At 31.5% G+C, this 20,263-nt stretch carries 23 protein-coding genes; 5 read left to right on the forward strand and 18 right to left on the reverse strand.

The window, feature by feature from the left end:
- Nucleotides 1-35: 35 nt before the first annotated feature.
- Complete coding sequence (locus M3P09_RS14705) at nucleotides 36-491, forward strand: GNAT family N-acetyltransferase (protein ID WP_249973727.1); 456 nt, start codon at nucleotides 36-38, stop codon at nucleotides 489-491.
- Nucleotides 492-589: 98 nt separating this feature from the next.
- Here M3P09_RS14705 and M3P09_RS14710 read toward each other — a convergent pair whose 3' ends face one another.
- From M3P09_RS14710 to M3P09_RS14720, 3 genes are read right to left on the reverse strand one after another with little or no spacing between them, the layout of a single operon-like run.
- Nucleotides 590-1,831: an ammonium transporter gene (locus tag M3P09_RS14710; RefSeq protein ID WP_249973728.1), complete on the reverse strand. Its 1,242-nt coding sequence runs from the start codon at nucleotides 1,829-1,831 to the stop codon at nucleotides 590-592.
- 24 nt (nucleotides 1,832-1,855) lie between these two features.
- On the reverse strand, nucleotides 1,856-2,194 hold the full coding sequence (locus M3P09_RS14715; protein ID WP_099565325.1) for a P-II family nitrogen regulator: 339 nt from the start codon (nucleotides 2,192-2,194) through the stop codon (nucleotides 1,856-1,858).
- A gap of 25 nt (nucleotides 2,195-2,219) precedes the next feature.
- On the reverse strand, nucleotides 2,220-3,200 hold the full coding sequence (locus M3P09_RS14720; protein ID WP_099565324.1) for an outer membrane beta-barrel protein: 981 nt from the start codon (nucleotides 3,198-3,200) through the stop codon (nucleotides 2,220-2,222).
- Between the two features lie 458 nt (nucleotides 3,201-3,658).
- Here M3P09_RS14720 and gltB point away from each other — a divergent pair, with 458 nt between their 5' ends.
- Nucleotides 3,659-8,170, forward strand: coding sequence for a glutamate synthase large subunit (gltB, locus tag M3P09_RS14725; protein WP_488592978.1), 4,512 nt, complete (start codon nucleotides 3,659-3,661; stop codon nucleotides 8,168-8,170).
- A 4-nt stretch (nucleotides 8,171-8,174) separates the two neighbouring features.
- Nucleotides 8,175-9,638 carry a glutamate synthase subunit beta gene (locus tag M3P09_RS14730; RefSeq protein ID WP_249973729.1) on the forward strand — a complete coding sequence of 488 codons (1,464 nt, stop codon included), beginning with the start codon at nucleotides 8,175-8,177 and terminating at the stop codon, nucleotides 9,636-9,638.
- A 19-nt stretch (nucleotides 9,639-9,657) separates the two neighbouring features.
- Here M3P09_RS14730 and M3P09_RS14735 read toward each other — a convergent pair whose 3' ends face one another.
- The 15 genes from M3P09_RS14735 to M3P09_RS14805 form a co-directional block, all read right to left on the reverse strand.
- The gene (locus M3P09_RS14735) at nucleotides 9,658-10,032 is read right to left on the reverse strand and encodes a hypothetical protein (protein ID WP_249973730.1); all 375 of its coding nucleotides are present in this window, start codon (nucleotides 10,030-10,032) and stop codon (nucleotides 9,658-9,660) included.
- Nucleotides 10,029-10,535 (reverse strand): thermonuclease family protein, encoded by a 507-nt coding sequence (locus M3P09_RS14740; RefSeq protein WP_249973731.1) that lies wholly within the window; start codon nucleotides 10,533-10,535, stop codon nucleotides 10,029-10,031. The genes M3P09_RS14735 and M3P09_RS14740 overlap by 4 nt, the downstream gene beginning before the upstream one ends.
- Nucleotides 10,536-10,741: 206 nt before the next feature.
- On the reverse strand, nucleotides 10,742-10,885 hold the full coding sequence (locus tag M3P09_RS14745) for a hypothetical protein (protein ID WP_249973732.1): 144 nt from the start codon (nucleotides 10,883-10,885) through the stop codon (nucleotides 10,742-10,744).
- Nucleotides 10,886-10,907: 22 nt separating this feature from the next.
- Entirely contained in the window at nucleotides 10,908-11,960 is a 1,053-nt protein-coding gene (locus M3P09_RS14750; RefSeq protein ID WP_249973733.1) for a type I restriction endonuclease, read from the reverse strand.
- A gap of 4 nt (nucleotides 11,961-11,964) precedes the next feature.
- The gene (locus M3P09_RS14755; protein ID WP_249973734.1) at nucleotides 11,965-12,489 is read right to left on the reverse strand and encodes a DUF4236 domain-containing protein; all 525 of its coding nucleotides are present in this window, start codon (nucleotides 12,487-12,489) and stop codon (nucleotides 11,965-11,967) included.
- A gap of 6 nt (nucleotides 12,490-12,495) precedes the next feature.
- A complete protein-coding gene (locus M3P09_RS14760) occupies nucleotides 12,496-13,422 on the reverse strand; it encodes a hypothetical protein (protein ID WP_249973735.1) in 927 nt (308 codons plus the stop codon).
- A 2-nt stretch (nucleotides 13,423-13,424) separates the two neighbouring features.
- Complete coding sequence (locus M3P09_RS14765; protein ID WP_249973736.1) at nucleotides 13,425-14,690, reverse strand: ABC transporter permease; 1,266 nt, start codon at nucleotides 14,688-14,690, stop codon at nucleotides 13,425-13,427.
- A gap of 5 nt (nucleotides 14,691-14,695) precedes the next feature.
- The gene (locus M3P09_RS14770; protein ID WP_249973737.1) at nucleotides 14,696-15,100 is read right to left on the reverse strand and encodes a hypothetical protein; all 405 of its coding nucleotides are present in this window, start codon (nucleotides 15,098-15,100) and stop codon (nucleotides 14,696-14,698) included.
- A 24-nt stretch (nucleotides 15,101-15,124) separates the two neighbouring features.
- On the reverse strand, nucleotides 15,125-15,493 hold the full coding sequence (locus M3P09_RS14775) for a DUF6804 family protein (protein WP_249973738.1): 369 nt from the start codon (nucleotides 15,491-15,493) through the stop codon (nucleotides 15,125-15,127).
- A gap of 11 nt (nucleotides 15,494-15,504) precedes the next feature.
- Complete coding sequence (locus tag M3P09_RS14780; protein ID WP_249973739.1) at nucleotides 15,505-15,723, reverse strand: hypothetical protein; 219 nt, start codon at nucleotides 15,721-15,723, stop codon at nucleotides 15,505-15,507.
- Between the two features lie 9 nt (nucleotides 15,724-15,732).
- A complete protein-coding gene (locus tag M3P09_RS14785) occupies nucleotides 15,733-15,939 on the reverse strand; it encodes a hypothetical protein (protein ID WP_249973740.1) in 207 nt (68 codons plus the stop codon).
- Between the two features lie 99 nt (nucleotides 15,940-16,038).
- On the reverse strand, nucleotides 16,039-16,188 hold the full coding sequence (locus tag M3P09_RS14790; protein WP_249973741.1) for a hypothetical protein: 150 nt from the start codon (nucleotides 16,186-16,188) through the stop codon (nucleotides 16,039-16,041).
- A 233-nt stretch (nucleotides 16,189-16,421) separates the two neighbouring features.
- Entirely contained in the window at nucleotides 16,422-17,087 is a 666-nt protein-coding gene (locus tag M3P09_RS14795; protein WP_249973742.1) for a helix-turn-helix transcriptional regulator, read from the reverse strand.
- A 3-nt stretch (nucleotides 17,088-17,090) separates the two neighbouring features.
- Nucleotides 17,091-18,752, reverse strand: a complete 1,662-nt coding sequence (locus M3P09_RS14800) for a tetratricopeptide repeat-containing sensor histidine kinase (RefSeq protein ID WP_249973743.1) — start codon at nucleotides 18,750-18,752, stop codon at nucleotides 17,091-17,093.
- A 35-nt stretch (nucleotides 18,753-18,787) separates the two neighbouring features.
- Nucleotides 18,788-18,961 (reverse strand): hypothetical protein, encoded by a 174-nt coding sequence (locus M3P09_RS14805; RefSeq protein ID WP_249973744.1) that lies wholly within the window; start codon nucleotides 18,959-18,961, stop codon nucleotides 18,788-18,790.
- 380 nt (nucleotides 18,962-19,341) lie between these two features.
- On the opposite strand from M3P09_RS14805, the gene M3P09_RS14810 reads away from it, so the two are divergent.
- Nucleotides 19,342-20,064, forward strand: coding sequence for a hypothetical protein (locus M3P09_RS14810; RefSeq protein WP_249973745.1), 723 nt, complete (start codon nucleotides 19,342-19,344; stop codon nucleotides 20,062-20,064).
- Nucleotides 20,051-20,218, forward strand: a complete 168-nt coding sequence (locus tag M3P09_RS14815; protein WP_249973746.1) for a hypothetical protein — start codon at nucleotides 20,051-20,053, stop codon at nucleotides 20,216-20,218. The genes M3P09_RS14810 and M3P09_RS14815 overlap by 14 nt, the downstream gene beginning before the upstream one ends.
- Nucleotides 20,219-20,263: the final 45 nt, after the last annotated feature.

Below are 20,263 nucleotides of genomic sequence, written 5' to 3' on the forward strand. Positions count from 1 at the left end.
TATTTTTTTATTACAAAATAAGCATCAATTAGTCAATGAAGTTTAGAAAAGCAACCAAAGAAGATGTGTCAAAAATTGTAGAAATGATTGCTGATGACGACCTTGGTAAAACGAGAGAAAACTTTAAAACACCTCTTCCATGTGAATATTTAGATGCTTTTGACAAAATAAATGCTGATAAAAATCAAGAGCTTATAGTTGTCGAAAATGAAAGCTCAGAAATCATTGGAACCTTACAATTAACTTTTATTCAGTATTTAACTTACCGTGGTGGTATTAGAGCACAAATTGAAGCTGTTAGAATTAGAAAAGACAAAAGGGGAATTGGTCTAGGGAAAATAATGTTCAAATGGGCAATTAACAGAGCTAAAGAGCGAAAAGCACATTTACTACAATTAACTTCAGATAAAAAAAGACCACAAGCCATTAAGTTTTATGAAGATTTAGGATTCAAACTTTCACATGAAGGCATGAAATTACACTTTCATTAAGTAGCTATAAGCTATACATAAGCCAACATATTTTAATAAAAAAGGATGCTTTACAAAAAGTAAAACATCCTTTTAACACGAACTAAACTAATACTAATTTAGTGCTCGTTCAATCTAAAGTCTGGATAGGCATCCATACCATGTTCATGAGCATCTAAACCTTCTAATTCCTCTCTTTCAGAAACTCTTATTCCTATAGTCTTTTTCAATATTATAAAAATTATAAAAGAAGAAACAATACAAATAGCAGCATACGAAACGACTCCTATTAATTGGCTAACAAATTGACTCCAACCTGCTAATGCTCCAAAAATACCAACAGCTAAAGTTCCCCAAATACCGCACACTAAATGTACTGCAATTGCCCCAACAGGATCATCTAATTTTAGTCTATCTATACAGCTCACTGCAAATACAATAATAGCTCCTGCAACTGCTCCTATTAAAATAGCATTGGTCGGACTCATTTGGTCTGCACCAGCAGTAATACCAACTAATCCACCAAGAATACCATTTAAAAACATAGTTAAATCTAAGTTTTTATAGCAAATTGTAGACACTAACATAGCAACTACACCACCCGCAGCAGCAGCTAAACAAGTTGTTACTAATGTTAGAGATGTTAATCCTGGGTCAGCTGAAAGGACAGATCCTCCATTAAACCCAAACCAACCTAACCAAAGTATTATTACACCAGCTGTTGCTAAAGGAATATTGTGCCCTGGTATGGCTTGTGGTTTACCATTTTTGAATTTTCCAATTCTAGATCCTAATAACCAAACGGCTACTAGGGCTGCCCATCCTCCAACAGAGTGTACTAAAGTTGAACCAGCAAAATCATAAAAAGGTGTATCAAGTGTTTGTAAAAAACCACCACCCCACTTCCATGAGCCCGCAATTGGATATATAAACCCAACGTATACAATGGTAAAAATCATAAATGGTACAATCTTCATACGTTCAGCTACGGCTCCAGAAACTATAGTTGCAGCTGTTGCTGCAAACATTCCTTGAAATAAAAAGTCGGTCCAATAGGTATAACCTTCATTATAAGTTAAGTCTAAAACTCCCTCTGCAGTTAAAGGCGAATCTAACCCAAATCCGGCAAAGCCTAAGATTCCTGAAGACCCTTCTTCAAAGCCTGGATACATTAAATTAAAACCAACTAAGCAATATAAAAGTAGCCCGACAGTAATTATAAAAATGTTTTTAAAAAGTATATTAATTGTGTTTTTTTGTCTTGTTAATCCTATTTCTAAAAATGCAAAACCTAAGTGCATAAAGAAAACTAGTGCTGTACAGATCATCATCCATACATTATTTGTTGTAAGTAATTCCATAATATATTTATTGTTTGATGATTATTATCTTAAAGTGTCTCCACCTTTATCTCCTGTTCGTATTCTGTAACATTCCTTGATTTCGGAAACAAATATTTTTCCATCGCCTACATCACCAGTAGCGGCAGATTTAAGAATAGCTTCAATAGTTATTTCTTCAAAATCATCGTTAACTACAATGGATAAATATCTACGCTGAATATCGCTAGTGCTATAAGACACACCTCTGTAAACATGTCCTTCTTTTTCATTTCCTAACCCCGTTACATCCCAGTAAGAGAAAAAATTCACTCCAACTTCATGCAAGGCATCTCTAACCGCACTATACTTGGATTTTCTAATAATCGCTTCTACTTTTTTCATTTTTGTATGTATTAATCGTTTTATATTAAAATGTATATATAGCAGCTAGCGTAAATGATGCTAAGCTACTTGTAGGTTCTAAATCTGTATTCCAATACACATCATCAGAATGACTGTCTAATCTTAATTCTGGCTTAATAATTAAATCTTCAACCGTATAACTTCCAGTAAGTGTTATAGCTAATACACTTGGTTCATCTACTGATACGCCTTCATTTAACCAATTAAAATATTCGCCTCTTAAACCAATTGAGAAATCATCTGAAGTTGTGAATTGGGGATACAATGCAACACCATAAAATCCATTACCGTCATTGCTTGCATAAGCTCCATTAAGCCCTAAGAAAAATGAATCAGAAAGGTCTACTCCTCCTGTATAATCTATCTCAAAGCCTAATCCTGCTTTATCATATAATAAATTAAGGAATTGACCATTAACTCCCAATTGAGCACCAATAGCGTAACTTCCATCTGGGTTAAACTCGGTAACATCCGTTTGATTCATTAAACCCAGCATTAAACTAATATCCTCACTAAATGTAAAGTCTAGTTTAACACCTGTATGCGAAAAAGGTCCGTTAGAAAATAAGTAAGATGTACTGTAGTTAAAGTTTACAGCTGGGGCAATAACTTCATAACCCAAAAAGGTATTAAACTTACCCATAGTTAGTTTTACAGATTCACTTAAGTTTAAATAAGCATAAATTTGATTTAGCACTGTAGCACTTGCGGCCTCCCCCCTTGGACCAAAAACCAAATCTGCAACAAATCCAACTTTCTTTCCTTCGTAAGAAGCAATAAGGTTTGCCATACCTAAAGAAAATCCTGGAGAATCTGCAAACGATGTTCCTGGTGATAAATAATTATCATCATTTGGAGCGTTTAAATTCGCACTGTAAAACGCATCTACGCTACCGCTAAAATCAAACTTCTTTTTGGTTTCTTCTTCTTGAGCAAATAATGTAGTTGCTACAAAAAGCATTAAAAGTGTAGTAATCTTTTTCATAATGTTAGTTTTTTTAATTATTAATCCTTTATATTTTTTTTGAGTGGATCAAAACTATTTAAAAAATATTTATACCCCATAAAAAATAGGGGTCATTGATTAATTTTTATTCATATTTATATTTTTACCCTATTTTTTTATGGGTATTTGTATTTTTTATTGATTTTTTAATATTTTGACAATCTGTTTTTTGAATTTTTATTAGCATTTTTGGTTTTTAGATGATTTTATTTTTGTCATAATGGTGTTTTGTTGACATTAATTCATCCTTATATATTTATTGATAGAAATTATTGATTGAGTATTTATCAAAATATTTTTGTTTAATTGATATATAATTAGTTTTACGTTAACTAAATTTTCAAAATCGAAATAATAATTTACCCCTTGTTGTTATTCAAACCCTAGTGCATATCTTAGCTTTTCAACTCATGTTTTTTAACTTAAAATTGTTGATTATGCTGAAGAAACAAGGTCTTTATTTACCCGAATTTGAACATGAAAATTGTGGTGCTGGTTTTATTTGTAACCTTAAAGGAGAAAAAACCAACCAAATTATACACGACGCTTTAGAAATTTTAGTAAAACTAGAACATCGAGGTGGTGTAAGTGCCGATGGAAAAACTGGTGATGGTGCTGGCTTATTAATAGATATTCCTCATACATATTTTAAAAGGGTTTGCGATTTTAAAATTCCTGTTCAAGGAAAGTATGCTGTTGGTATGGTGTTTTTACCAAAAAACAGTAACCAATACAAATTTTGCAAAAGCACTTTTGAAAAAGAAATAATAGCGCAAGGGCTTTCCGTTTTAGGCTGGAGAGAAGTTCCTGTAGATGCTTCTCATTTAGGAGAAATTGCATTAGCATCTGAACCTAATATAGAACAACTATTTATAGGAAAAACGAATGACATTTCTGAAGATGTATTTAAAGCAAAATTATATGCTGCTCGTAAAATAACAGAACACACAATAGCCAATTCCAAAATGTCTGAAAGCTCATATTTTTATGTTTCGAGCTTATCAACAACAACACTAATTTATAAAGGCATTATTATGCCTGAAGACATTGGTCCTTATTATAAAGATTTACAAGAAACAGATTTAGTAACACGACTTGCATTAGTACACCAACGTTTTTCCACTAACACGATGCCAACGTGGGAGTTAGCACAACCATTTAGGTTTATGTGTCAAAATGGTGAAATAAACACGCTTCGAGGCAATGTTAGTAGAATGCGTGTTCGTGAAGAGATTATGAAAAGTGAGGTTTTTGGGCCTCAAATAGATAAGTTATTTCCAATTATTTTACCTGGAAAATCAGATTCAGCTTCAATGGATATGGTGGTTGAATTATTAACACATACAGGCAGATCTTTGCCAGAAGTTATGATGATGATGATTCCAGAAGCCTGGGAAAAACATAAAACCATGTCACCAGAACGCAAAGCATTTTACGAATATAATGCTTGTATTATGGAGCCTTGGGACGGGCCAGCATCAGTGCCTTTTACAGACGGAAACTACATAGGCGCTTTATTAGATCGTAATGGGTTAAGGCCATCAAGATATACAGTCACAAAAAGTGGTAAACTTATTATGTCATCAGAAATAGGTGTTGTAGATATCGCTGCAGAAGATGTTGAAACTCATGGCCGTTTAGAACCAGGAAAAATGTTCTTGGTAGACATGAATGAAGGACGCATTATAAATGATGAAGAAATTAAAAGTAAAATTGTTCTGGAAAGACCATATAAAAAATGGCTAAACAAAACAAGGTTACATTTAAAAGATATACCATATAATAACGAAACATGCCCTATAGAAACCATAGATATTAAAACAAGGCAACGCTTATTTAACTATACGTTTGAAGATATTCAAGAAGTTATTACACCTATGGCCATTAATGGTAAAGAAGCTTTAGGTTCGATGGGTATAGATACGCCTTTAGCAGTTTTGTCAGACAAACCTCAACTCATTTCAAACTACTTTAAACAATTATTCGCTCAAGTTACCAATCCGCCTTTAGATGGTATTCGCGAAGAAATTGTAACAGATATAAGCTTAAACCTTGGTAAAGACCGTAATATTTTTAGTATTACCGAAAGACAATGTAGAAAACTTAGAATTCAAAACCCTGTAATTTCTAATGCCGATTTAGAAAAAATACGATGTATTTCAGTTGAAAGTTTTAAAGCGGAAACTATAGAAATGTTATACCCTAAAGCAAAAGGGCTTAATGGGCTTGAAGATGCTTTAGATGATATTATTGTTCAAATTGAAAAGGCCCTAGATAGAAAAACTAATATTATTATTTTATCAGATAGAGGTGTTAATAAAGAGTTGGCTCCAATTCCAGCCTTATTAGCATGTTCGTATGTAAATCATCAAATGAATCGTTTACGTAAGCGCTCTTATTTTGATATTATTATTGAATCTGCAGAACCTCGTGAACCGCATCATTTTGCAACCTTATTTGGTTATGGTGCAAGTGCTATTAATCCATATATGGTAAACGAAATTATCCGAATGCAAGTAAAGGATGGCTTCATTACTGATATGGACGAACAAAAAGCAGTTGATAATTTTAATAAAGCTATAGGAAAAGGCATCCTTAAAATAATGAACAAAATAGGAATCTCTACACTGCATTCGTATCGAGGTTCTCAAATTTTTGAAATCGTAGGTTTTAATTCTCAATTCGTTGAAAAATACTTTCCTTATACCGCTTCAAGAATTGAAGGCATTGGTTTATATGAAATTGAAAAGGAAATTAATGAACGCTATAAATATGCATATCCTGATAATTTAATAGATAAACGTTTAGGTTTAAATATTGGAGGCGATTACCGTTGGAGACGTAATGGTGAAAGACATATGTTTAATCCAACAACTGTTGCAAAGCTGCAGCAAGCTGTTAGGTTAAGCGATCAAGCCAGCTATAATGTTTATGCTAAAGCTATTAATGAGCAGTCAGAAAACTTAATGACTATTCGCGGTTTATTTGAATTTGATAATTTTGATCCTATTCCTTTAGATGAAGTAGAGCCTTGGACAGAAATTGTAAAACGATTTAAAACAGGTGCGATGTCATACGGGTCAATTTCTCGTGAAGCACACGAAAACTTAGCCATTGCTATGAATCGTATTGGAGGCAAATCTAATTCTGGTGAAGGTGGTGAAGACAGAAAACGTTTTCAACCAGATGTAAATGGAGACAGTAGAAATTCAGCAATAAAACAAGTTGCTTCTGGTCGTTTTGGGGTAACATCTCATTATCTAACTAATGCCAAAGAGATTCAAATAAAAATGGCTCAAGGGGCAAAACCAGGAGAAGGTGGTCAATTACCAGGCGAAAAAGTATTACCATGGATTGCAGCCGCTCGTAATTCAACCCCTTTTGTTGGGTTGATTTCTCCGCCTCCACACCACGACATATATTCTATTGAAGATTTAGCACAATTAATTTACGATTTAAAAAATGCAAATCGCGAAGCCAGAATAAACGTAAAATTAGTATCAGAAGTTGGAGTTGGCACTATAGCAGCTGGAGTTGCAAAAGCAAAAGCAGATGTTGTTTTAATTGCTGGATATGATGGCGGTACAGGAGCCTCTCCTCTAACCTCATTAAAACATGCAGGGCTCCCTTGGGAGTTAGGCTTAGCTGAAGCACAACAAACTTTAGTTTTAAATAAATTAAGAAGTAGAATAGTTGTGGAATGTGATGGGCAATTAAAAACTGGTCGAGATGTTGCTATAGCTACTTTACTTGGCGCAGAAGAATTTGGTTTTGCTACTGCTCCTTTGGTTGCTTCGGGTTGTATTATGATGCGTAAATGTCACTTAAATACTTGTCCTGTTGGAATTGCTACTCAAGATAAAGAGTTACGAAAAAACTTTAAAGGCACTCCAGAACATGTTATTAATTTCTTCTATTATATAGCCGAAGAGCTACGTGGTATTATGGCGCAGCTAGGGTTTAGAACCATGGAGGAAATGATTGGGCAAACCCATAAAATAAATGCTAATAAAGCTATAAAGCATTATAAAGCAAAAGGCTTAGATTTATCTTCAATCTTACACAGACCTGCTGTTTATAAAGAAATGGAAGTTAAAAACTCAGAAAAGCAAGATCATGCTTTAGATAGTGTTATGGATTTTCAAATTTTGAAAGATTCACACAGAGCGCTATATAGAAAAGAAAAAATGACTTTAGCTTATCCAATTAATAATACAAATAGAACGGTTGGAGCAATAGTTAGTAACGAGATTTCAAAAAAGTATGGGCATCTTGGTTTACCAGAAGACACTTTAAACATCAGCTTTACTGGCTCAGCAGGACAAAGCTTTGGAGCTTTTGGGGCACACGGATTAACTTTCAAATTAGAAGGTAATACAAATGATTATTTAGGAAAAGGTTTATCTGGAGCCAAATTAATTGTAAAAAAACCTGCAAAAGCTGATTTTATTGCAGAAAATAACATCATTATTGGTAATGTTTGTTTGTTTGGAGCCGTAGAAGGCGAAGCCTATATTAACGGAATAGCAGGCGAACGTTTTGCTGTACGTAACTCTGGGGCAACAGCTGTAGTTGAAGGTGTTGGAGATCATTGCTGTGAGTATATGACTGGTGGAAAAGTAATTGTTTTAGGTAAAACAGGACGAAACTTTGCCGCTGGAATGAGTGGTGGAATTGCATATGTTTACGACCCTGAAAATAAATTTACTAACGGACTATGTAATACAGAAACAATTGAATTTGAAGATATTTTAGCAGAAGATGCTAATGATTTAAAAGGTTTGATTGAAAAACATGTAAGCTATACAGGTAGTAATAGAGGTAAAGAAATATTAACAAATTGGGAATCTACTTTAAACCATTTTGTTAGGGTGATGCCTACAGAATACAAACGTGCATTGAAGCGCTTGGAGACTGAGGAACAAATGGTTGAAGAATTAACAGTATAATACGATGGGAAAAGTAACAGGTTTTAAGGAATTCGAAAGACAAGATGAAATATACACACCTGTAAAGGACCGTGTAAAACATTATAAAGAATTTACAGTACCACTTAGTGAAACTGAATTAACAAAACAAGGCTCTCGGTGTATGGATTGTGGTATTCCGTTTTGTCATAGCGGTTGTCCGTTAGGGAATTTAATTCCCGATTTTAATCACATGGTACATCAACAAGAATGGCAAAAAGCGTCATGGATATTACATTCAACAAATAACTTCCCTGAATTTACAGGACGTTTATGTCCTGCACCATGCGAACAGGCTTGTGTTTTAGGTATTATTGAAGACCCTATTTCTATTGAAAATATAGAAAAAAATATTGTTGAACGCGCTTTTAAAGAAGGTTGGATTAAACCTCAACCTCCAAAAATTAGAACAGGAAAAACCATTGCTATTGTCGGTTCTGGACCTGCTGGTTTAGCTGCTGCTCAACAATTAAATAGAGCTGGACACACAGTAACTGTTTTTGAGCGTGATGACGAAATTGGAGGATTACTACGTTACGGGATTCCTAATTTTAAAATGGAAAAAGGAATTATAGATCGTCGTGTTGCTATTTTAGAAGCCGAAGGCATCACTTTTAAAACCAATGTGAATGTTGGTGTAAATTATGACGCAGATGAGCTAAAAGCTTTTGATGCAGTAGTGCTATGCGGTGGCGCAACAGAAAGACGTAGCTTACCAACTCCGGGTATTGATGCAGACGATGTGGTGCAAGCTATGGATTTTTTAACACAGCAAACCAAAGTTTTATTTGGAAAAAAAGTAGAAAATCAAGTATTAGCAACCGATAAAAATGTGATTGTTATCGGTGGTGGTGATACAGGTTCAGATTGTGTGGGTACATCAAACCGCCAAGGCGCCAAATCGGTAGTAAATTTTGAAATTATGCCAAAGCCGCCTGGACACCGTTCACCTACTACGCCTTGGCCCTACTGGCCACTGCAATTAAAAACATCATCCTCTCACAAAGAGGGTGTAGAACGTAATTGGCTAATAAACACCAAAGAATTTGTAACCGATAAAAACGGAAAACTCACTGCTCTAAAAACTGTAAATGTAGAATGGGAAATGATTCCTGGAGAACGTCCTAAATTGATAGAAATTAAAGGTACTGAAAAAACATGGCCTTGTGATTTGGCACTTTTAGCTTTAGGTTTTACTGGACCAGAAAGCACATTAGCTGATAAGTTAGGTATTATAAAAGATGTACGTTCTAATTATAAAGCAGAATACGGAAAGTATCAAACCAATGTTCCAAACATATTTACCGCTGGCGATATGCGCCGTGGACAATCGTTAATTGTTTGGGCTATTTCTGAAGGCAGAGAAGCTGCGCGACAAGTAGACATTTACTTAATGGGAAAATCAGATTTACCAACTAAAAATGCAGCAGGAGATTTGGTAGGTTTGTAATTAATAATGTATAGAACCACTAATGTTGATGGCATTTGCCATTTGCACTTTTAGTTTTACGCTTACATCTTGAGCCTGACTTAGTTTTTCCAGTACATTGGGTAGCAACAGATTTCTTACTAACATTATTAACATTATTTTTAGATTGAGAAGTTCGAGAAGAGGTTAAATTACTCTTAGGAGTATTTGCTTTTGTAGGTTTGCAAACTGAACAAGCTTCAAAACCTAAGGCCTTAGCCTTATCTATAGTTGTTTCCTTTTTTGAATACTTAAGATATCTACATGAATCTTTATGATATTTTCCGCCTGTTTTTGTAGTATAAACAGTTTGCGCATAAATATTAGAAACAAATGCAATCGAAATAAATAAAAAAACTATTTTTAATAACTTCACTCCTTAACTTTTTTTTTTTTATTTTCTCTCCATTCCCAAGGAGGAACTACATTTTTATCTTGCCATAAGCCTATTTTATTTGATTTAGCCTCGTTTTCTAAATCTTGCAAATGTTTATCTTTAGAATATTTAACATAATGCCAAGCTAAACCTTGTTTTATAAGTTCATGACTTAAGTTTAAAGAATCATTGTAGATCACATTGCATATAAAACGACCGTAACGATCTTTCTTTAAATGTTCTAGTTTTACGTTTTTACTAAAAATCACATCTGATGTAAATTGTTTTGCCTTTGCTGAAAAGGGTTGTTTTCTCTCAGGACAATCTATATTAGCCACTCTCACTTTTATTAGTGTGGAATCTTTTGTTAAAAGTTTAAAAGTGTCTCCATCTGTTATTGCAACAACTTTACCTAAGATGGTTTTTTCTTGAATAGAAATATTACAAAGGAATGGTGTTGATAATATGATGAAGTAGAAATAAAACAGAAAAGGTTTGAGCATTTATTATTCTATAGGAATCCGAATTTTGGTTTCATTAATATTCATTCTTGTTTTATTCAAAGTTACGTATTTTGGTTCTTGCTTTTCTCTAAAAAAATATAAAGACAGATAATAATTAAGGTTTTGAATATATGTTTTTAATTCATTCCTCCAAATAGTGCAACAATACCCATTGCTATAAAATGGCCTATTTTACTTAAAAGTCCTCATACAATTAAAAACCCTATAGCTCCAAAAAAACTATTAGGTTCAATCCAGTTCCAAGCCATTATCCCTGACCCAATTGAAATCCCTATTGTTACTATCCACATTAATCCAATTAATGCTCCTCCATTGTCTGAATTACTCATATTTTTTTATATTAATTAATTTTTAATCTATATATAAGCCAAGAGTTTTTAGAAGCTGTTCCTCAAATTGATAAATATCATCAACAGACTGAATGATTTCTCTTGTTTCATTTTTATCCTCACCAATTATTCCTAAATATTTTGTGCTTGCGTTTAAATGCAATCGGCATAATGGTTTTCGGTTGTTATCGTCTAATAGAATTCCGAAATAGGATTGTGTATCCCGATGAACAATTCTACTTATATCAAGTTTACGTCTTAGAATTGCTATAACTATTCTAAATCCTTCTAATTCCTCTTCTGTAGTAACAACTTTGCTTTCTTCCTCTACTACTTCTATAGAGTCTAACTCTTGCTTTTCCGCTTCTTTATTTAATGCTGAGTTTAAACGGTCATTTACTTTTTCACTTATGGTTTGATTAAAAGCTTTATGAACTAAAACAGTAAATTCATCCATTACTTTTTCAGTTAATCTGCCCGAATAAACTTTGTTGGCAAAAAGCTTTGTAAAATCATAGCGAGGATTAACTAATTCTTCAGCAATGCATTTCTTAATTTCTTTAGTATATTTTAGCGCACTTGCATTATTTACTATTTTATTGACATCAAAATTTGATTTATGAAACTTTAATATTTCATGAACTTCGTTATCTTTAATTTTGGTGATATCGAACTCTAAAAATGGTTTTTCATCCATTTTATTAGTCTGTTCTAAATCTGTATAAAAACGATATTGTATGCCGTTAGTAAGTAAAGCAAAACGTGTTTTTGTGGTATGAAAATATCTAAACAGTTGTGAATTATGATTGTCTAAACTTTCTTTCCAATTTTTGCATTCTATAATTAATATAGGCGTGTTATTTTGAAAAATAGCATAATCAACTTTTTCTCCTTTCTTCATGCCTAAATCTGCTGTGAATTCTGGTACGACTTCAGTAGGGTTAAAGGAATCATAGCCCAAAATGTTTATAAATGGTAAAACAAAAGCATGCTTTGTAGATTCTTCTGTTTCTATTTTATTTTTTAACTTGTTAATCTTATCAGCTAAAGCTTTTAGTTGGTTTTGGATTTCCATTGTTTTAGTTTTCTATTAATATTAAACACATTGAAGCAATTTCTGAAACCTCTGATTTATCAGCAGTTTGAATATCTTTTACAGCTTCATCAATACAAATCATTAAATTTCTTGCTATTATTTTAATTTCATCAATAGAATTATCTTTGTAGATATTTGCGCAAAAGTCTCCACAAGTAGCTAACTTATTTTTATCAGATGCTTTCTTCCATTCAATAATTTTTGATTTATGTAATGTTCCTCCTTGATACCATTGATTTACTGGTTTTGAGACCTCATTTTTACATGAAACAATAGTTAATGCTGAACCAAGCAATAGAAACAAAATAAATATTAATAAACAACCACTACTCTTAGATTTACTAAAAGCCTTTCTATAAGTAACTCCTGGGATTCCTGTTTTAACAGAAAACCCTTTTGAGCTTACAGAACCTGATTTATTTCTGTAACTAGGTCTTACTCCAGATTTGCTTACATTAAGTCCTAATCCTTTTCCTAACTTTATTCTTTTGTTAAATCTAAAACCCATTTTAGTTTAAGTTTTTAATATGAAATCTGAAATCACTTTTTCTATATTTGAAGGAATCCCTGAATTTTTAATTTTATAGTTTTTTATTCCCATTTCATCAAACCATTTTTCCCAATAAGACTTAATAACATCTTGTGCATAAGCATTGTCATCATTATGACTTGTAATTCCTATTACCAAAACTTCCAAATCATCTAATGCCGAATTTGCTGGTATAAATCCTAAATTTCTTTTTTCAATTTCATCTTTCCAATCACTTGTATTTAATTTTAATTGATCTAGACTTTTGGGCGTTAAATATGAGGTTCTATTTTTTTCTTTCATAACTGTTTTGTTATAAAACATGTAACCATCTGTTAGAATAACAAGTATATTCCTATGGCAATCATCAATACAATAATCTTTAACATGGTCTTTAAAAAAACGCCAAATATCTGACCCTGGGTAACCGCCTGCATTTTGTGCATCTAATTTTGCTAAATCATATAATTTTGAAGGATTAGTTTTGTAAAGTGAAACCGTTTCTTCTATTTGAGCTTTTGCAGTATTCTTCGTGAAAACAACTTTTAGCTTTTTAGCAATATCATTAATCTTTTCATCGGAGGGTTCTGGATTAAAAAACAGTTGCATTCTATCTTCAAGTAAAACTAGTTTTTTGTGTTTTACGTGCTCAACAAACGATTTTGCCAAACTTGATAAATAAGCAGAGTCCTTCTGTTTTATTTTGGTTTCTTCAATTCTATCAGATAAATCTAAAAGCACGCTTATATTAAGGTTGTTTCCCTTTTGTTTTAAAATATAATCGGGACAATTACTGGATGTTTCAGTTTTAATAATATGCTCTCCTATTTCAGCATCTTTTTTACTGTCATCTTTACAACAAAATAACGACGAGCTTATTAAAACGATGACTAAGAACTTTATTTGTTTCATAATTATAATGTTTTAGTATATACTTTGTTTTGATAAGTGTCTGTATCTATTTCTAAGTTCTTAATATGCTTGTCATATACTCCTCTGGATTCTAAGAGTAACGCGTCCTTTTCATCTTTTCCCATCCTTAATCCTGAAGAAATATAATGTTGCCAACCTTGAAGGTATTCTGTAGATAACGCCTTATAATTCATAACGGGAAGGATAAAGCCATCAATTATATTTTGGAGTTCAGTTGTTCTTATTTTTATTTTAGAAATTTCATCTTCCACACCTGAAATTTCTTCTTTCAATTTTATAAGTTTCTTTTCCTTTCCTAAGATTTCTTCTTTTTTACTTCTAATAAAGGCTTTAATTTTATCTCTATCTGCATGCTCTTTCATAACAAAATCGAAAACTAATCCCCAAACAATATAAGAGACAAAACCAGCGAATATGATAAGCCAAAAACTTACACTTTGGAATGCTGTAGAAATATTAAAAACCTCACTATCAAAAGTCTTATTAAGGTTATATAATTTCTGATCTATTAAATAAGCTAAGATTGCATCGAATAAGAATGTGATTATAAATAATGCAGCTATTTTTAATTTGTTAATGAGACCTCGTTTTTCTTGGAACATATGAATTAAATAGCCTAAAGCAAAAAAGATAAACGGGATGAAAAGAATAAAAACTAATTCTAACCAGCCAGCAGTATAAGCTTTTGAAAGTGCTTGTGGGTCAAACATGCCTTGAAATAAACTTATTCCAGGATCAAATTCTCTAAAAAATGCAGAGAATGATGTTGATATATAAAAAACAAAAATATAAGCAGCGAGTGGCAATAAAAAACTAATCCCTATCCAAAACTTTGCGCTTGCCTTCTTATCTACATCTAACAAATAGTCTTCTGGGTTTGTTTTTACTTTTCTACAGTCTTGATTTAAATTATCGATTTCTGTATTAATTTCTTCTACTTTCTTTTCAAATCTTAATAACTCTTCAACCTTATTTAAAAGTGATGTCTTTTTCCCTTTCTGTTCTGCTAAATAAGGTTGCTTAAGTTGTTGCTGTGCATAAATATCTTGTTTGCACTTGTTCTCGAAAGATTGATAAAGAGCAGCTAAAGAAGATTGCAAATTATGTGGATTTCCAGAACAATCTTCAGAGTTCTTTTTACCCTTTTCGTTATAGGTCAATTTTTCCTGTTGCTTTGTTTCTGACTTTACAACATCCATTTTACCTTTTTGAGAGGTCAATTCGGTCAATTTTTTTAATAGTCCCATAACATTTAGTCTTTAAGTTCTTTTAATATCTCTGTTTTGGATTTGTCTTGCTTTGCACTATCTAGTAAGTATTCAGATAGATCATCAACGTTTTCATCTAAAAAGCCAAAGTTTTTGATGTATTTTTTTAAGGCTATCTCTTCATCCTTACTTACAATTTCATCAGCCCAAATCATTAAAGCAAAATCATATAGATATTCAATTTTATTTTCTAAAGTTTCGGGAATAATTACATCACCTGAATGTGCTGTTAAAATAGCGTCTAGTTCTATTTTAGAAATAGCTCTTTCTTCGGCAAATTTGTATAATAATTGCATTTCTAAATGACTAAAATTATCATCGGATAATGCAATTTGATAAAGCCTTAAAAAGTGACTCTTTAATTCGGCTGAAATTATTATTTCGTCCATAGTTGATTGGTTAGTTTAAATGGTTTAATAAATTTTATCCCTTTTAAATTCTCTTTGTTTTTTAGGTTCTATTTTCTTGGGTTCTTCTTTTGGTTTATTAAAAAAGAATAATAAAAGAAACAGTATTCCTGTAACAATATCTATAGGAATCCAAATGGATTTGAAGTATAAATAAATGGGTATTATTGGATTAAATAATATGGTTATTATACCAAAGACAATTACCCAAATAATTTTTTTAGACAATGATATAATTACTAGTAATGCTCCAATAAAAATGGCAATTCTTAGAAATGTATAATATTCTATGGGTAATTTTAAAACCGCAATAAATAGTAATAAGGCACAAATTATTGATACAGGTTTGAGACTGAAAGTAATTATAGATTTCATTTAGTTTTGAATTAACAGTTGCATTCAGACCTATCTACATAAGTTTTATTGCCATTACTGTTTTTGTAATAGCAACCACCTTGAGGCCCTGTCCATAATAGTTTGCCATTATGTGTTCCACATCTCCATTCTGTTCTTGTTTCTTCCTCGTTATCGCTTTCGCTAGAATCACATGAAATGAAGCTAGATAAGCCAATTAGTAAAGTGAATATTATAGTATATTTTTTCATAATTTACTTTTAAGAAGTGTGACATTCTTTTGAACAATAATAGCAGCCATTAACTTTTGAGTAGTATTCTTTAGCTTTTCTTACAGCCCCTTTGCAATTACTAAAATCACCTAAATAAATCCTGTTTTCTACTTTTGGTAACCAAGAACAACCAGCTTTATGCACTTCATGATCTCCATTTGATTGAGCATTTTTGTTTACATAATAACTTGCCATAATTCTAATTTTTAAAGTTTAACTCTTCAAACTTAAACCCATTAAAAAATAAAACCTTACGGGATCCCGTAAGGCATAAATTTGTTTCGGATGAAATCGTTAGTTCTTGCAACCATTTTTATCACAAGTAATTTTACTACTTGTATTTTCCCAATGACTTGGATGCTCTGTAGTATCAAAACCACAACCTGTTTCTCCTCCTTTAAAGCCTTTATGGGTTTCTTCAGTTTCTAAATGTTTTACAGCCATCATTTCAAATTTTAAGATTAATATTCCCCAAACCTAAAACCATTAAAAGACTATTCCTTACGGAAAACCACATAACAAAAAAAGCACGCCTTAAATAAGACGTGCGATTTCCAATTATCTATATGATAATTACTAATAGCTATGCAATAGTATAAAGTATGAGGTTGTATGTTTTACGGTATTCCGTATATACTAAAAAATGGATTTCTGTTTGCACAGGAATAAACGTTGAATTATATAAGTCCTAAATCTTTAACAATAGCCACTAAGTGTATGGCATTACTTGCTTTGAATTGGATACGGAGCTTGTTCAAACGTTTTTCAACAGAGCTTAAACTACTAGGAGTTATATTATTATTATTAAGATAATTACTAATGTCCTCTTGAGACAAACCGTTTGAGAGTTGTTTGATTAACTCAATATCATAATCATTTATTTCTAAATCTGCTTTGTTACTTAAAGCTTGTTTTACTTGGGGAGATAAGTAGTTTTCGTTTTTAAAAACAGCATTAATAGCTTCTGATAATTCTGTTAAGCCTCTCCTGCTTTTACAAACGTAAGCATCAACGCCATAAGTATTCATCAATAATCTAACTTTTTGAAGACGATCTTCAACAGAATACACAATAACTTTTAAATTGGAATGTTGTTCTTTAAGTGTTTTAACTAAATCTTCACCAGAAGGGAAGCGTTGTTCTCGATGGTCTGAAGCAAAAGACAAATCTGTAATTAATAATTGGTACGGATCTTCGTCTAAATTGGCTTTTTTAATTTTTAAATAGGCATCATCACAATACTGTACTTGATGAATTTCTACAATACCCAATTCACAAAGTGATGCATAAACCCCTTTGTTAATATCGTCCATATCTTCAGAAACTAAAACCTTTGTAAACATACTTTATACTATAATTTTTGCTTTAAACCCATTATCTGGTTGAGACTCAAAAGTAATAGTTCCATTAATAGATGCCATACGGTTTTCCGTATTTAGTAGACCTGTGTTTTTCTTGAGTTTGCAGCCAACACCATTGTCTTTATAATCTATTGCAATTTTATTTTTAGTTTGATTAAAGGTTAGTGCTACTATAGATGCTTTACTATGCTTGCGCATGTTAGTCATAAGTTCTTGAAGCACTCTGTAAAGTGTTGTCTTTCTTATATCTGAAATGGTATCCCAGTTTACTTTTGAGATGTTTCTGGTAACGACGTTTATATCATTAGTCTTATAACTCAATAATAAATCATGTAGTAGTTCATTATAATTTGCTTTAATATCAACTGAACTATTTTCTTTTGAAATATCTCTGGTTTTATTATATATGCCTTCCAAATCATCTAAAACTTCATCATTGGTTTTGTTTTTAGATTGGAGTTTTGTCATAACGTGGTATAAACCATTAGCAACTTCGTCATGCACTTTTTCAGAAATACGAGTTTCTGTATTGTAGACTTGTTGAATTTTTTCTTTTTTATGCCTAATTCTCAATATGATATATAAGGAAATAGCAAGCAAAACAATAAACATCCCTATAAATTTATATATAATTTTTAGCCTTTTTTCTTTTTCCTTTTGAAGCTCACTTTCTTGTGCCTTTTTTAAGTATTGACTGTACTCATATTTACTAGCAGCATATTTATTTTTGCTTTTTTGTTTAATTGCCGATAAACTATCTCTTATTACTATAAACTCAATGATTTTTTTATTTTCATTTATATCAAAAATATGAGATAATGCATCATCAATATACGATGCGCTATTAATTTGTTTTGCTATCAGATACCCTTTATTAGCGTAATGCAATGATTTGCTTTTGTCATTACGATCATTATAATATTCTGATAAATTTCTATAGCTTAAATAAAGACCAGATATATCTTGAATTTGTTCTCTCATAGTTAACGCCTTTGTCAAATTAGCAAATCCGTCTGATTGATTTAATTTAGATTGTACAAAACCCAAATTATCCAAAGCCTTAGCTATTAATTTAATGTTTCCATTCTTTTTTCTTTCCTCATAAACTTTAGCATAAGCAATAACTGCTAATTTATACTGATGTAAATCTTTATAGATATTCCCTTTATTATTATAAACTTTATTAATTTGTCTTGGGTCTTTAGCAATTTCTAATACTTTATCATAAAATTCAAGAGCTTTTTCATAATCATTCAGACTTCTATAAATAATCCCCAGATGATTATATATACCTATTCTTGATTCTGTGGTTACTTCAGAGCTATCCTTAAATGTATCTAGTAACTGTAGAGCTTTAACAATCGAGTTTTCACTTTCATAAGGAAGCCCTAAGGCGTTTTCAATACTAGCAATGTATCTTAAATCATATATTACTTTTAATGTATCGCTATTTTTTAAACTCTCTTTTTTGTGTTTATCAAAAAAAATATAAGCAGAAATTAAATCATTACTCCCTTTAGGGTTTTTTAAAATTTCTCTATAATAATAAGAACTATCTAATGCTTGTTGTCCATAAACATTACTATTTATAAAAAAACAAGCTATATAGATAAAAAAAAAGAGGAATGAAACATTTGTTGTTTTCATTCCTCAAAAATACTAACTAATTTTTTAGGAACCTTCTATCCTCCATTTCCCTCTGTAGGCGGTGGTGGAGGTGGCGGTAAGATTTCATCATCATCACCACAACATGCTTGTGGCACAATATCATCATCATCAATATTATTAGTTGGAGTACAAGAATATAATCCTATATTAAGGAAAACCGTAAGCATTATTAAAATTATTTTTTTCATTTTGTTTGTTATTAAAAATTTGACAATAGTGTTGCTGTCTGAGGTTTTCTCAGATGCTTTTGTGTTATTAGCAACACGCTAAAAATGAAGAGACGTCTCTCTAATTGGGAAGTATAGAGAGCAAGAGTAAAGTGACGTAATTACTTCCCAGAGACTACCCAACTCTACCTTGCTACACTAGTTTGAGAATTAAAATTCGTAAGCCTTATTACGAGTAAGACATTTATTAATTCTGAAACAAAGGAATATAGAAGTGAAAGATTAGCAGGAAACAAAACACAATCAATTTACTATCAAAAATGTTAGTACATTAATGTTCGCTTTATGTTTTGAATGTGATTATGATTTTTATACATTTAAAAACCAACCAATTATAAATAATGAAGAAAAAATTATTCAATGAAGCATTTAGGAAAGCCGAAAACCAATGTGGTAATAACACTAAACACGGACTATCAAATCATCTTGAAAAGGTTTTTACCGATAATTTAAAGTTTTCGATCAGCAAAATTACTTTTGTCAGATATTATGAAAAGTATATTGAAGGTGATAACAACAATACGAGCAATCCAAGTTCAGATTTATTGAATAAAATATCTGAATATTTAGATTACAAAGATTATGAAGATTTTGTGTCAAAAAACACTTCGAAAAACCTCCAAGAAAATGTAGAAACTTATAAGAATCAAGATGAAGTTTTAAAAGAGAAAAAATCTATAAATCTTTTATTAAAAAAATATAAGCTAACTGTTATTGTTAGTCTTTTATTATTAATTGGTTTTGTAGTTTATTATTCTTTAAATAGACAGCGTTGGATGGTCTGGGATCATAATAATTATATAGAAGTAAAATTTGATACAGAAAAATTTAATTTGAGTCAATTAAAATTATACAGTGAAGAACGTATAAAACATTTTAAAAAAATAGATCCAGATTGCAATACAGAATTTTTTGGACCGAATAATGAAGTCAAAATTTGGTATGGGAAAAATAAGAAGGAATTAGAATATTTCACTGCTCTAGGTCTTCATCCAGAAACGGGGAAAACATTAGATCCTATTACAGTCTATATGATAAGAAAATATATTTGTGAAGAGTATTAAGAATATCTCAATAGAATACACTAGAGTTTTTAGAGAAAAACTATGTTGTGCTATTTCTGAAGGCAGAGAAGCTGCGCGACAAGTAGACATTTACTTAATGGGAAAATCAGATTTACCAACTAAAAATGTAGCAGGAGATTTGGTAGGCTTGTAGAAATAACTACAAGTGTTAACACTACTATTCCAAATGGAATAAATT

The sequence above is a fragment of the Jejuia spongiicola genome (assembly GCF_023502325.1).
Taxonomy (GTDB): Bacteria; Bacteroidota; Bacteroidia; order Flavobacteriales; family Flavobacteriaceae; genus Wocania_A; species Wocania_A spongiicola.

What these genes read in the sequence shown, in the direction of transcription:
- M3P09_RS14705 (WP_249973727.1), top strand. Translation starts at nt 36, where the DNA reads ATGAAGTTTAGAAAAGCAACCAAAGAAGATGTGTCAAAAATTGTAGAA.
- M3P09_RS14710 (WP_249973728.1), bottom strand. Translation starts at nt 1,831, where the DNA reads ATGGAATTACTTACAACAAATAATGTATGGATGATGATCTGTACAGCA.
- M3P09_RS14715 (WP_099565325.1), bottom strand. Translation starts at nt 2,194, where the DNA reads ATGAAAAAAGTAGAAGCGATTATTAGAAAATCCAAGTATAGTGCGGTT.
- M3P09_RS14720 (WP_099565324.1), bottom strand. Translation starts at nt 3,200, where the DNA reads ATGAAAAAGATTACTACACTTTTAATGCTTTTTGTAGCAACTACATTA.
- gltB (WP_488592978.1), top strand. Translation starts at nt 3,659, where the DNA reads ATGCTGAAGAAACAAGGTCTTTATTTACCCGAATTTGAACATGAAAAT.
- M3P09_RS14730 (WP_249973729.1), top strand. Translation starts at nt 8,175, where the DNA reads ATGGGAAAAGTAACAGGTTTTAAGGAATTCGAAAGACAAGATGAAATA.
- M3P09_RS14740 (WP_249973731.1), bottom strand. Translation starts at nt 10,535, where the DNA reads ATGCTCAAACCTTTTCTGTTTTATTTCTACTTCATCATATTATCAACA.
- M3P09_RS14745 (WP_249973732.1), bottom strand. Translation starts at nt 10,885, where the DNA reads ATGAGTAATTCAGACAATGGAGGAGCATTAATTGGATTAATGTGGATA.
- M3P09_RS14750 (WP_249973733.1), bottom strand. Translation starts at nt 11,960, where the DNA reads ATGGAAATCCAAAACCAACTAAAAGCTTTAGCTGATAAGATTAACAAG.
- M3P09_RS14755 (WP_249973734.1), bottom strand. Translation starts at nt 12,489, where the DNA reads ATGGGTTTTAGATTTAACAAAAGAATAAAGTTAGGAAAAGGATTAGGA.
- M3P09_RS14760 (WP_249973735.1), bottom strand. Translation starts at nt 13,422, where the DNA reads ATGAAACAAATAAAGTTCTTAGTCATCGTTTTAATAAGCTCGTCGTTA.
- M3P09_RS14765 (WP_249973736.1), bottom strand. Translation starts at nt 14,690, where the DNA reads ATGGGACTATTAAAAAAATTGACCGAATTGACCTCTCAAAAAGGTAAA.
- M3P09_RS14770 (WP_249973737.1), bottom strand. Translation starts at nt 15,100, where the DNA reads ATGGACGAAATAATAATTTCAGCCGAATTAAAGAGTCACTTTTTAAGG.
- M3P09_RS14775 (WP_249973738.1), bottom strand. Translation starts at nt 15,493, where the DNA reads ATGAAATCTATAATTACTTTCAGTCTCAAACCTGTATCAATAATTTGT.
- M3P09_RS14780 (WP_249973739.1), bottom strand. Translation starts at nt 15,723, where the DNA reads ATGAAAAAATATACTATAATATTCACTTTACTAATTGGCTTATCTAGC.
- M3P09_RS14785 (WP_249973740.1), bottom strand. Translation starts at nt 15,939, where the DNA reads ATGGCAAGTTATTATGTAAACAAAAATGCTCAATCAAATGGAGATCAT.
- M3P09_RS14790 (WP_249973741.1), bottom strand. Translation starts at nt 16,188, where the DNA reads ATGGCTGTAAAACATTTAGAAACTGAAGAAACCCATAAAGGCTTTAAA.
- M3P09_RS14795 (WP_249973742.1), bottom strand. Translation starts at nt 17,087, where the DNA reads ATGTTTACAAAGGTTTTAGTTTCTGAAGATATGGACGATATTAACAAA.
- M3P09_RS14800 (WP_249973743.1), bottom strand. Translation starts at nt 18,752, where the DNA reads ATGAAAACAACAAATGTTTCATTCCTCTTTTTTTTTATCTATATAGCT.
- M3P09_RS14805 (WP_249973744.1), bottom strand. Translation starts at nt 18,961, where the DNA reads ATGAAAAAAATAATTTTAATAATGCTTACGGTTTTCCTTAATATAGGA.
- M3P09_RS14810 (WP_249973745.1), top strand. Translation starts at nt 19,342, where the DNA reads ATGAAGAAAAAATTATTCAATGAAGCATTTAGGAAAGCCGAAAACCAA.